Source organism: uncultured Psychrosphaera sp., assembly GCF_947500655.1.
Classification (GTDB): domain Bacteria; phylum Pseudomonadota; class Gammaproteobacteria; order Enterobacterales; family Alteromonadaceae; genus Psychrosphaera.
In genome coordinates this window covers 112,400-125,307 of record NZ_CANMSK010000009.1, presented here as the reverse complement: position 1 = coordinate 125,307, position 12,908 = coordinate 112,400, and the positions used below count along the sequence as shown (strand labels likewise).

The window sequence follows — 12,908 nt, the reverse complement described above, 5'->3', positions numbered from 1 at the left end:
TCGTCACTGTCATCCATTCTTTGCGAACAATAAACCACGAGATACCTGTTCCATACAGGCACAGGTTTATTGTTCCGGACAAAACCTAAGTACTTACTTTCTTGCAAGCAAAAAAAAGCGAGCATATAAATGCTCGCATAATAACAACAACTTTCAGGGAATAACAAATTCAACTTTCACTATGTTAGACAGGTGTTTAGGCAAAAGTTCAGAGCAAATGTCTATTTCTTAAATATAATTGATAAACCTTAATTAGGTTTTGATTTAGCAGGAAATAAGTTTATTTTTTGCAAAAAAAAGCGAGCATGGGAGTGCTCGCTTCCTACAACAACAACTTTTTAGGAAATAACAACTTTCACTATGTTAGACAGGGCTACGGAAAAAAGTTCAGAGCAAATGTCTATTTCTTAAATATAATTGATAAACCTTAATTAGGTTTTGATTTAGTAGGAAATAAGTTTATTTTTTGCAAAAAAAAGCGAGCATATAAATGCTCGCATAATAACAACAACTTTCAAGGAATAACAAATTCAACTTTGACTATGTTAGACAGGTGTTTAGGTAAAAGTTCACAAAATGGAAAAAATTAATATATTTATTTAATTTTAAGTTAGGATAGTGGCCAAATTTAGTTTGTTTATAATTTTTTAACTGGGTCGAACTGGATTGTCATCGGTAATATAAATTATAGGCAAAAAAAAACGAACATTAATAAATGTTCGTTAAACTAACAACAACTTCTAAGGAATGAAAAAATACTGCTTTCACTATGTTAGACAGGATTTTCAAAAAAAGTTCTTATAATATGAAAAAAATCACAATTTATTTATTACTATCACTTTCAATATTAGGTTGTACAACGCCACAGCCTAGGAATATCAACAATGTCTGTGAGATATTTAAAGAAAATGATGATTGGTGGGATGACGCTAATGACATGAAAGATAAGTGGGGAACACCAATTCACGTTGTAATGTCGATGATGTATCAAGAAAGTTCATTCAAAGCGGATGCTCAGCCACCCATGAGATGGTTTTTAGGTTTTATACCTTACGGACGAGCAAGTAGTGCATACGGTTACTCACAAGCTAAAACAGTTACTTGGGAAGAGTATGTTAAAGAAACTGGCAACTATTGGAGTAGCAGAGGCGACTTTGAAGATGCTATTGATTTTATGGGATGGTTTACCGCTAAAACATATAGATTAAACAAAGTGTCGAAATGGGATGCTAAAAATCAATATTTAAATTATCACGAAGGGTGGGGCGGCTATCGTAAACGCTCATATAATAAAAAAGCTTGGCTAGTTAAAGTATCTAAAAAAGTAGATGCTAGAGCAAGAGTCTACAGTCAACAGTTAAAAGGCTGTGAAGAGTATTTGAATTCTGGCTGGTTGTGGCGATTATTGTTTTATTAAATGATTTCTATTTAAAGTGTAATAACCTCATTAGAGTTTCATAAGAATAAGTAAAAAACGAACAGACTATTTTAGCTAAAGAAATCGGTTCGTTTTTTTATATAGAAACTTACCTATTAAAATATTTCAGTTAGCGCGATACCTAAGCCAAACTTTTGTTGTTTGTGGTTATAGTCAATCATACTTTCGCCATATCCATTAAAGTACTGAATGGTTCCTACTAATTTTTTCTGTAAAGGATAAGTATAATTTAGTTCAATTGCACCATGCCCCGTTCGCCAATTATTTCGTACTAATACGGTTATTTTATTTTGATCATTAAAGGCATAAGCTCCATACATTTCATAATTGCCCATATAATCTTCAATGTCAGGGTTATCATCTCCTTTAGAAGATAAAGGATCTGTTTTATCATCTTCAGGTATGCGATACCAAGGATTAAACATTAGCATGTAGTCATTTTGTTCAAAAATAATTGAACCGATAATACGATTCCAACTTCTTGAAAGTACCTGGGTTTGTCCATTTGATTGATGTTCAAAAGATATAGCGTATCCCATGTTGCCACCAAAAGGTTTCCATGGAAGAGGAGCTCGATAAAAAATTTCAGGCTGGTAATTGGTTTCTCTAAACGGTTTGGAAATATCACTAGAATATAATTGCCACCAAGCTTTGATTGTCATGCCAAAATACAAACCATCACCTCGGGTTAACAGATCACCTGAGCTAAGTGGTATTTTAAAACTAACTTGATATTTAGCCTCAACCTCTTTCATTCCTGCAGCATATTCTTCACTAAAATCATATGGTTTACGGTTAAAGTTATTGGTGACAATCCCTGGTAACATGTAACTTGGTTTATGTGGTGTAATAACAAATGGATTGAATTCCGTCATTTTTTCTTCAAGAATTCTTTTGGCATAGCGGCCAGGTTTAAAACTCTTTTTGAGGGTTTCGACTTTACAATATTGGTTAAGCTGCTCTTGTGTTCCGTCGTATAATCCAGATTTTTTTATATTGTTAATGCATGTATCAATTTTTTTCAAATAATTAAATTGTTCATATTCATCTTCAACAGAGTCAACTGCATGCACACTGATAACTGTTAAAGTAACTGAAATGGTAATAACTAAATTGGTAAGTAATTTTGCTAGTTTCACACTGAAAATCTCTTGTTTGAGTTTAGTAAACCAATCTTTCGATCTGGCACTATATAGACATTGAAATATTTATGTTTTAAACATCCGTGTATTAAAACATAAAATTGTAAGTGCTGACTAACTAAGTTTGAAGCGAGTCACTGAGTTTGATAATTCAGTAGCTAATGCCATGGTTGTATTAGCTTGGTTTCCATTATTTTCTGCAATATTGAAATTGGCTTGAGTCTGATCTGCAAGTACAGTCAAGTTTTCACTAATATCTTCAGCCACAACACTTTGTTCTTCTGTTGCTGTTGCAGTTTGTGCTGCAACGTTTGCGACGTTAGAGCAGGCTTCACTTATTTTTTCTAAGGACTCAAGTGTTTGTTGAGACAAAGCAACCGTAGATTCTGTGGCACTATTACCTTCGCTAATTGAAGTAACCGCTTGTTCAACACCTGTCTGTAATGCCTCTATCATACCTTGAATGCTTTGAGTTGATTCTTGGGTTCTACTGGCTAATGTTCTTACTTCATCAGCAACAACAGCAAAGCCTCGCCCTTGCTCACCAGCACGTGCGGCTTCAATAGCTGCATTTAATGCAAGTAAGTTAGTCTGATCTGCAATTCCTTTAATAACATCCATTACTGATGCTATATCGGCTGAATTTTCAGATAAACGAGATATTACGTCAGCTGCATTATTAACGGTAGTAGAAAGCTGTTGCATCTCATGTACTGCATTATTCGTTATGGTTTTTCCTTCAGTCGCTAGAGTATTAACAACATCAATTTCAGTTGCGGTTAAACTGGCGTTACTTGCGACTTCTTTAATGGCGTATGACATTTCGTTTACCGCGGTTACTATCATATCGACGTTGTCAGTTTGTTGTTTACTGGTTTTTTTTATTTCTTTTGCACCAGAGTCTAATTCACTAACGCCGGTAATTACTTCAGCAGACTGCTCAACAATAGAGCCAATTAAATCGGCTAATTCATCTAGAAATTTATCAAATTCGTTAGCAACTTGCCCTATTTCATCTTTTCTTTGGCTATGTATACGGCGGCTTAAATCACCATCGCCACTATTAATAGCTTGCAGTTCAGATGAAAGGTTTTCTAACGCATCGGCCATAGCTTTAGGCGCAATAATACCAGCGGTAAAAGTTAATATAATGATGATGATACTGAAAATGGTTAATACGGTTTGGGTGGTACCAACCTCGCTTATAATAGTTTTGCTAACCGAGAGGCTTTTACTATCTCCAGCTTCCCCTGCAATGTTATAAAAATCTCTTAATTGGTTGAAGCTGGTTAACGATAAGCCTGCACTTTGCTCTCTAGCTTGTTCTAACTGACCGCTATTAGCTAAGCTAAATACTGCTTTAGCAGCGTTTTTCCACTTTTTAAATGCAGCATCAAATTGATTAAGTTTTTGGCTGACATCAGGGTAAGCAGACATATATTGCTTAAAATCTTGCATACGGTCGTAAGCTTGTTGGGCATTTTCTTCGAAGTCTTTTTGATTTTCGATTATTTTAGAAGAATTGTTGTTGCCTATAAGTATTTGTAATTCAGCGGTTCTGGCTTGGTATAGGTCTCTGTCAGCATTGATAACAGCTGAAATAGCTGGGTTAAATTCATGGGCAAATAATGTCATGCCATTTTCAGTTTTGCTGACTAATGAAAAGTTCATTATGTTAGATATTAGAAGCACAACTGCAATACTACAAAACATAGCTGTATATCTAACGCGAATACTTTTTAAATTCATCTTTAACCCTTGATTATTAGTATGTCATTAATAAATATAGTTCATTAATTTGCATAGTTAACGGCAAGGGGGAGAAAAAGTGAATTTTTTTATAGAAATGTTTGTTTATGAAAAAGTGAACTGGTTGTAATACTTATAAAATAAAGATACACCAGTTAATCTGATGTATCTTCTGGTTCTATTTTTTGGTGGATTTTAGCTAGTGAAACTTTATTATCTTTAACACTAAGAATTTCAATAGGGTAGTCAGCAATTAAGATTGAAGTACCGGCTTCTGGAATATCTGCCATGATCTCTTGAATAAGCCCGTTGATTGTTTTAGGACCATCGGTTGGTAAATCCCAATCCATTTCTTTGTTAATATCACGCATAGATGAACTTCCATCTAATATATAACTACCATCTGGTTGTTTAATACAGATTGAACTTGGATCAACAGAAATACCAGTAGTAAAATCACCAACGATTTCTTCCAAAATATCTTCCAGCGTAAACAACCCTTGGATATCACCATATTCGTCCACAACTAAACCAATACGTTCTTTATTTTGTTTTAGCTTCTGTAACAAAACAAAAAGAGATGTACCTTCTGGTGTGTAATATATTTCCCGTACTGCACGCAGCAGGGTGGTTTTACTAAAGTCTTCTTTAGCTAATAGTCGTAATGCATCTCTAACATGAATAAAGCCAACCGCATCGTCAATATTATCTCGGTATAATAATAAGCGAGTATGGTTTGCGTAAGTAAGACCTTTAAGTAAATTTTTCCAATCATCATTGATATCCAGCGCATATATTTCGTTACGCGGGATCATAATGTCTTCGGCTTTAATCTTTCCTAAATCGAGCAAGTTAACAATCATATTTTGATGACTATCTCTTATTAAACCACCAGATTCATTCACTACCGTTTTAAGTTCTTCTTTGCTTAAGCTGTGTTCTTCTCTTTGCTCTGAGCTAACACCTAATAACGCTAAAATTCCATTAGTAATAAAATTTACGACAAGCACAAATGGAAACAATATTTTCATCAGAAACAACAAAAGTATTGAGCTTGGGAATGCCACTTTCTCTGGATGTAAAGCGGCTAATGTTTTTGGAGTGACTTCGGCAAAAATCAATATAACTAAGGTGAGTCCAAACGTTGCTATCGCAACACCAACATCACCGTATAATCTAAGACCAATTATTGTAGCTATGGCAGATGCACCAATATTAACTAGATTATTACCAATTAATATTAACCCTATCGTTCTGTCAGGACGGCTCATTAATTTAGCAACACGGAGTGCCCCTTTATGGCCTTCCTTTACTAAATGTTTAAGCTTGTATTTGTTTAAAGCCATTAAGCCAGTTTCAGTACTTGAAAAGTATGCTGAAATGAAAATAAGTACAACGAGTATTATAACCAGTGTACTTGTAGAGATGTCGCCCAAAATTTATCCTTGCTGGAATTAAGAAATGTATAAGTATGATCTTATGCCGGTATAGTCAAGCCAAATGCGTTAAGTGAGTATTATTTCACGCACAAAACGACTGCCAAAGTATGCCAACGTAAGTATTACAGAAGCTAGTATGGTGCCAATTGCGCTATTACGCCCACGCCATCCATACAATTTATGACCAATAGCGAGTGTTGCAAATGCAGCCCAGGCTATTATTGAAAGTATTGTTTTATGAGCGTATTGCTTGGCCCACATATTATCTAAGAATAACAAACCTGTGACTAAAGCCGCAGTGAGTAACAGTAAACCTATAGACATTAATCTAAATTGCTGCGCTTCAACAATGTTTAGAGAAGGCAAGTGACTGTTCAGTGATAAGGTTTTTGATTTTAATTTTGCATCTATATACCTAAATTGTACGGCATATAAAGAAGAGATCACTAATATACAGTAAGCACTAACAGATAATACAATGTGAATGATTAAAGGTGTTGAAGAATTAATTGATACGCCCATATAAGCTAATGAATCATGGGGAATAAAAACAATAGCCAGTGACAACAAAGCAGAGAAGCAATAAGTAACGAACAAGATCATTAAGTTGGTATTGGTAAATGAACGGATAGTTAATACCGCAGCAATCAGTGCATTTATTAATATACACATAGCGGCTAATGATAAATGCAGTTCAGTTCCAACAAATAAAATAGAGCGTACAGCAAATAATTGAAAAATAATTGCCGCGATAGCAATTGAGAAAAGTGCTTTGGAGTTGAATTTTGAATTTAGGAATACAGTTCTAGCCGTAATAAAACTGGCAAGAGTAAACCCAATAAAAGCTAAATTAAGTCCTAACATTACGGACATAGGTGAAAACCTTCATACATCAATTTGAAAAAATAACACTTTGATGTTACCACGTTTTTTTGATTCGTTAATCAATATTATTTAGATCTAAGAAAAGAATAATTGCATTAAATGGATAGATTATCCCTTTGTTACAGTTTGAAACCTTGTAATTGGCTTTTTACTCTATATTTAGCTTAGGTAGCGGTATATAATCCCAACATTCGCGCTGTTAAAAACAGCTAGCCAAAGTAAGAGAATAATCATATATGTTTGACAATTTATCTGAACGATTATCCGAGTCCCTGAAGAAGATCAGCGGACAAGGCCGATTAACTGAAGACAATATAAAAGACACACTTCGTGACGTTAGAATGGCGTTACTGGAAGCAGACGTTGCTTTACCTGTCGTTCGTGATTTTGTTAAATCAGTTAAAGAAAAAGCAGTTGGTGAAAACGTTGGTAAAAGTTTAACGCCAGGTCAAGTGTTTGTAAAAATCGTGCAAGGTGAGCTTGAAAAAGCCATGGGCGATATAAACGAAGACTTAAACCTTGCAGCCCAACCTCCTGCTGTTGTAATGATGGCTGGCTTACAAGGTGCGGGTAAAACTACATCGGTTGGTAAATTAGCTAAATTCTTAAAAGAGAAAAAGAAAAAGTCTGTATTAGTCGTAAGTGCCGACGTTTATCGTCCCGCGGCAATTAAACAATTAGAGACTTTAGCGGCGGAAGTCGATGTTGAGTTCTTCCCGAGTTCAGTAGAACAAAAGCCAATTGATATTGTTACGGCTGCAATTGACCACGCCAAACGTAAATTCTTTGATGTTTTGTTAGTGGATACCGCAGGTCGTTTAGCGATAGACGAAGACATGATGGGTGAAATCAAAGCATTACATGCTGCGGTAAACCCAGTTGAAACTTTATTTGTTGTGGACTCAATGACAGGTCAAGATGCTGCGGTCACGGCTAAAGCGTTTGATGATGCATTACCATTAACCGGTATTATCTTAACCAAAGCCGACGGTGACGCTAGAGGTGGAGCTGCATTATCAATTCGTCATATTACCGGTAAGCCAATTAAGTTTATTGGTATGGGCGAAAAAATTGATGCATTAGAACCTTTTCATCCTGAGCGTATAGCTAGTCGTATTTTAGGAATGGGTGACGTTCTTTCTTTAGTTGAACAAATTGAATCAACCATAGATAAAGAAAAAGCCGCTAAAGTTGCTAAAAAAGTAATGAAAGGCAAAGGTTTCGACCTTGAAGATTTCCGCGACCAGTTATCACAAATGCGTAGCATGGGTGGAATGTCGAGCTTAATGGATAAAATGCCGGGTATGGGTAAAATGTCTGAAGCGATAAAAGGCCAAGCCAACGACAAACAATTTACTCAAATGGAAGCTATTATTAATTCCATGACCAAAAAAGAACGTAAGTTCCCAGATGTAATTAAAGGCTCTCGTAAACGTCGTATAGCAATAGGCAGCGGCACACAAGTTCAAGACGTAAACCGTATGCTTAAACAGTTTATGCAAATGCAAAAAATGATGAAAAAAATGAAAGGTGGCGGCATGATGAAAATGATGCGCGGCATGGGAGGAATGGGCGGCGGAATGCCGGGCGGTTTCCCTAAAATCTAATAAGATTTCTATTTAAAGAAAACAAAAAGAGTTCATATGAACTCTTTTTTTTGTGGCTAATGTAATTGATACAAGTACAGGTCGCTATCAATCATCAATAGAAAGCTTATGCTTTTCTATTTTTCTATATAAGGTTCTGGTACTAACCCCCAATATTGCGGCTAGTTCGTCTATTGTATAAGTTTGAGTATTTAGCATTTTATATAAATAGTCAGCTTCAACTTGCTCTAGAGTTTGAGGTAGCTGCTTTGTCGCTTTACTATCCAACGGATTAAACAAAATATACTCAGGTAAATCTTCTGAGGTTATTTCATCTTCATCGGCTAATAACACAGCTTGCTCAACTAAGTTTTTTAACTCTCTAATATTACCCGGATAGGTATATTGCAGCAGTAAGTGTAATGCCTCAGGACTAAAGCGCTTTTGTTGTGACTGTGAATGATTTAAAAAGTATTGAGTTAATAATGCGATATCGCCTTTACGCTCGGATAGCGAGGGTAAAAATATTGGGAACCCTGCAATTCGATAATAAAGATCTTGTCTAAATTCACCTTTGTTAACCATCTCCAATAAATTATTATGACTGGCTGAGAGAAAACGGAAGTTCGAGGTTTTTTGCTTTAAACCACCAACCGTTCGGTAAGTTCTAGTCTCCAGTAACCTAAGCAATTTTACTTGCATATTTAACGGCACATCGCCAATTTCATCAAAAAATACAGTGCCGCCATTGGCAAGCTCTATCAAGCCTTGTTTGCTATGGGTAGCGCCAGTAAACGCGCCTTTTTCGTGACCAAAAAGTTCAGACTCAAATAAAGACTCGGTAAGTCCGGTACATTCAATCACCACAAATGGTTCATCTCTACGGGGGCTAACCTCATGTAATGCTTTGGCAACCAATTCTTTACCTGTTCCTGTTTCACCTTGCAGTAAAACAGCAATCTCTGATTTACCTGCTCGGTTTATTTTTTTTAGCAGTGCTAGAAATGGTTCGCTTTCTCCCACCATTTTATCTTTTTGTGATTGGGCTGAGGCAAACTTTAGGTCTTCTAAAATTTCTAAAAAACCAATAGTGATACCGTCCTCATCTTTAACTGGTTTCATTACTATGTCACAAATATCTTTACCATTTTCCATTTGATGAATGTGCACAACACTGGCCGAACGTCCAGATTGAATACATGACTGGATAGGGCAGCTTTCACCATTTTGATCACATGGAACTGCACTTTTATGAGAGACCGAGTGACAACGACTAACACCAATATCTACTTGAGTAGAGTAAACCTCTTGATACGGTTGATTTACGGCTTGAATAACATAATCAGGAGTAATGAAAATAGCCGGTTTATCAATAGCATTGATCATAGATTGGATAATAGAGATGTTCATAAGCCTCGCTGTCAATAACGACAATATGTCTGTCAAATATGTCATAGGTGTAGAGGGGTTTCAATTGTCATTTACTACTTATATATGTAACTGCATGAAAGTATTGAGTTAAATATTTATTGTCAAGTTGGATTGTATCTTGCTATCTACAGTGCTTAGAGTGATGAAATACGCTTTCAACACTTAGGTATTTAACGCTAAAAGTTAGATGCAGGTAACGTTAGCAAAGACATACTGTTCTGTGTGTTTATCATTGTTAGCACGCTTGATGTCGTATTTGGCATGGATGTTACTAGAGCAACGGAGAACAATTTAGTACTTAAACGCCCTAGTAGCTTGATCTATATCAAAAAAACAAACCCGTTTTCTTGGCATAGTAACAGCTATGTCAGCACTGTTAGTAATTGTTCATTGTTATTAATCAAGCGTCTTAACAAGCTAGCATAAAATTTTTAGAGCCTAATTGATTTACTCTTGTTTTAAATTAAACAACAGTCATTGGGTTATCACTTAACGTACAAAAAAGGATAAGTAAAATGAGCGAAACCTTAGTTGAACTATCACGACTACAGTTTGCCCTCACCGCCATGTTTCACTTTATATTTGTTCCTCTTACAATTGGACTAAGTTTTCTATTAGCGATAATGGAATCTGTTTATGTAATGACGGGCAAAGAAATTTATAAAGAAATGACGAAATTTTGGGGTAAGTTATTCGGGATTAACTTTGCTATTGGTGTAGCGACCGGCCTTACAATGGAATTCCAGTTTGGCATGAACTGGTCTTATTATTCCCATTACGTTGGTGACATCTTTGGTGCGCCCCTGGCTATTGAAGCTTTAATGGCATTCTTCTTAGAATCGACCTTTGTTGGTTTGTTCTTTTTTGGTTGGGATAAAATGTCCAAAGGTAAGCATTTAGCTGCTACTTGGTTGGTCGCAATTGCGTCTAATTTATCAGCTTTATGGATACTTATCGCTAATGGTTGGATGCAACATCCAGTAGGTGCAGAGTTTAATATTGAATCTATGCGTATGGAAATGACGAGTTTTGCTGAGTTACTGTTTAATCCAGTTGCTCAAGTTAAATTTGTTCATACTGTATCTGCAGGCTACGTAACTGGCTCAATGTTTATTTTAGCAATTTCTAGTTACTATTTATTAAAAGGTAAAGAGATTGCATTTGCACGTCGTTCATTTGCTATTGCAGCAAGCTTTGGTTTGGCATCAGTGATCTCAGTTATCATTTTAGGTGACGAAAGTGGTTATGAATTAGGTGATGTACAACAAGTGAAATTAGCAGCAGTTGAAGCCGAGTACGAAACTCAAGAAGCCCCAGCTGATTTTACCTTATTTGGTATTCCTAACGATGAAACCCAAGAAGTGGATTACGCAATAAAATTACCTTGGTTAATGGGGATTATTGCTACCCGCTCTTTGGATGAAGAAGTGAAAGGTTTAAAAGATCATGAAATAGCTCATAGAGCTCGTATTATTTCAGGTATTGAAGCACATAAAGTATTAGGGACTGTTCGTGATGGAACGGCAACAGAGCAAGAGTTAGCCCAATTTGATGCACATAAAAAAGATATGGGTTACGGATTATTGTTAGAACCATTTACTGACGATATAACCAATCCATCAGCTGAAGCGATAGAAAAAGCAGTAGATTACTCTATCCCAAAAGTCGCCCCATTATTCTGGAGTTTTAGACTTATGGTTGCTGCAGGCTTTATGATGTTATTTATTTTTGCAGCTGCTTTTTATTACTCTACTAAGCATCAAATTACTAAGCCTAAATGGCTGCTTAAAATGGCATTCTGGGGATTACCTTTACCTTGGATAGCTTCTGAGGCTGGTTGGTTTGTTGCCGAATACGGTCGTCAGCCTTGGTCGATAGCTGAAATATTACCTGTGCATACGTCAGTGTCTAATTTATCTGAAGCACAAGTTCTATCTACTATTGTTGCTTACTCAACTTTTTACGCTGTAATGTTTGTGGTCGCGTTTTACTTAATGCAAAAATTTGCTAAAAAGGGACCAACCTTGGTTGCTCAAGAGCAAGCCGAAATGAAAAGACAAGACGAATTACTTGCTCAACTAGATTCAAAGGAGCACAACAATGATTGATTATGAAGCATTGAGAGTTATTTGGTGGGTACTGATTGGTGTTTTACTAATTGGCTTTGCAGTTACCGATGGTTTTGATTTAGGTGTGGGTGCTTTGCTGACGTTAGTCGGTAAAACAGACCAAGACCGCCGTATTATGATCAATACAATTGGTCCTCACTGGGATGGTAACCAAGTTTGGTTTATCACCGCTGGTGGGGCTATCTTCGCCGCATGGCCATTAATTTATGCGGCGGCATTCTCAGGATTTTATGTAGCACTAGCAATTACTTTAATGGCGTTATGGATGAGACCTCTTGGTTTTGACTATAGAAGTAAGTTATCTAATCCTACATGGCGTAAAAGCTGGGATTGGGCATTGTTTGCTGGTGGTATAATTCCTGCGCTTATATTTGGTGTTGCATTTGGTAACTTGTTATTGGGTGTTCCGTTCCAATACGATGATATATTAAGACCAACTTACACTGGTACTTTCTTTGGTTTGCTTACGCCGTTTGCATTGATCACAGGTCTGGTATCAGTGGCTATGCTGTTAAATCATGGTTCAACTTGGTTACAATTAAAAACGGACGGTAAGTTACATACTCGTGCACGTAATGTATCGGTTGTGTTGTCGATAGTGACTGCGGTTTTATTCTCATTAGCTGGTGTGTACTTAGCCTTTGGTGTTGATGGTTACGTGATCACGTCTGATGTTAATGCATTAGCGACAAGTAACCCAATGAATAAAGAAGTGTCTATTCAAGCGGGAGCTTGGTTGCAAAACTACAGTAAGTATCCTTGGATGGTAATTGCGCCAGCTTTAGGTATTTTAGCTGCGCTTGCTTGTTCATATTTTTCAAAAATAAATCGCGGTGGCTTAGCATTTGTATCTAGTGCATTGTCGATTACTGGTATTATCTTAACGGCTGGGTTCTCTATGTTCCCATTCTTGATGCCAAGTAGCACTATGCCAGAAGCAAGTTTGACGGTGTGGGATGCAACTTCTAGCTTATTAACGTTAGAAACTATGTTTATTGTTGCTTGTATATTTGTGCCAATTATCTTGTGTTACACCGCATATAGCTTTTACGTTATGCGTGGACGTATTAAACAAGCTGACTTAAACAAAGCTCATACAATTTATTAAG

At 36.4% G+C, this 12,908-nt stretch carries 9 protein-coding genes; 4 read left to right on the top strand and 5 right to left on the bottom strand.

Annotated features, from left to right (window positions below; all coding sequences use genetic code 11):
* Nucleotides 1-805 precede the first annotated feature (805 nt).
* Nucleotides 806-1,417, top strand: coding sequence for a hypothetical protein (locus Q0940_RS09670; protein WP_299267606.1), 612 nt, complete (start codon nucleotides 806-808; stop codon nucleotides 1,415-1,417).
* Nucleotides 1,418-1,533: 116 nt separating this feature from the next.
* On the opposite strand, the gene Q0940_RS09665 is transcribed toward Q0940_RS09670, so the two are convergent.
* From Q0940_RS09665 to ccsA, 4 genes are all read right to left on the bottom strand, one after another.
* Entirely contained in the window at nucleotides 1,534-2,577 is a 1,044-nt protein-coding gene (locus Q0940_RS09665) for a phospholipase A (RefSeq protein ID WP_299267601.1), read from the bottom strand.
* A 117-nt stretch (nucleotides 2,578-2,694) separates the two neighbouring features.
* The gene (locus tag Q0940_RS09660; protein ID WP_299267599.1) at nucleotides 2,695-4,329 is read right to left on the bottom strand and encodes a methyl-accepting chemotaxis protein; all 1,635 of its coding nucleotides are present in this window, start codon (nucleotides 4,327-4,329) and stop codon (nucleotides 2,695-2,697) included.
* A gap of 155 nt (nucleotides 4,330-4,484) precedes the next feature.
* Nucleotides 4,485-5,765, bottom strand: coding sequence for an HlyC/CorC family transporter (locus Q0940_RS09655; RefSeq protein WP_299267596.1), 1,281 nt, complete (start codon nucleotides 5,763-5,765; stop codon nucleotides 4,485-4,487).
* A 69-nt stretch (nucleotides 5,766-5,834) separates the two neighbouring features.
* On the bottom strand, nucleotides 5,835-6,641 hold the full coding sequence (ccsA, locus tag Q0940_RS09650) for a cytochrome c biogenesis protein CcsA (RefSeq protein ID WP_299267593.1): 807 nt from the start codon (nucleotides 6,639-6,641) through the stop codon (nucleotides 5,835-5,837).
* A gap of 248 nt (nucleotides 6,642-6,889) precedes the next feature.
* Here ccsA and ffh point away from each other — a divergent pair, with 248 nt between their 5' ends.
* The gene (gene ffh / locus Q0940_RS09645) at nucleotides 6,890-8,260 is read left to right on the top strand and encodes a signal recognition particle protein (protein WP_299267590.1); all 1,371 of its coding nucleotides are present in this window, start codon (nucleotides 6,890-6,892) and stop codon (nucleotides 8,258-8,260) included.
* Nucleotides 8,261-8,347: 87 nt separating this feature from the next.
* Here ffh and Q0940_RS09640 read toward each other — a convergent pair whose 3' ends face one another.
* A complete protein-coding gene (locus tag Q0940_RS09640) occupies nucleotides 8,348-9,649 on the bottom strand; it encodes a sigma-54-dependent Fis family transcriptional regulator (protein ID WP_299267587.1) in 1,302 nt (433 codons plus the stop codon).
* 536 nt (nucleotides 9,650-10,185) lie between these two features.
* On the opposite strand from Q0940_RS09640, the gene Q0940_RS09635 reads away from it, so the two are divergent.
* Together Q0940_RS09635 and cydB are read left to right on the top strand one after the other, a co-directional pair.
* Nucleotides 10,186-11,778 carry a cytochrome ubiquinol oxidase subunit I gene (locus tag Q0940_RS09635; RefSeq protein ID WP_299267584.1) on the top strand — a complete coding sequence of 531 codons (1,593 nt, stop codon included), beginning with the start codon at nucleotides 10,186-10,188 and terminating at the stop codon, nucleotides 11,776-11,778.
* Complete coding sequence (gene cydB, locus Q0940_RS09630) at nucleotides 11,771-12,907, top strand: cytochrome d ubiquinol oxidase subunit II (RefSeq protein WP_299267581.1); 1,137 nt, start codon at nucleotides 11,771-11,773, stop codon at nucleotides 12,905-12,907. Before Q0940_RS09635 ends, cydB begins: the two co-directional genes overlap by 8 nt.
* The last annotated feature ends 1 nt before the right edge of the window (nucleotide 12,908 follow it).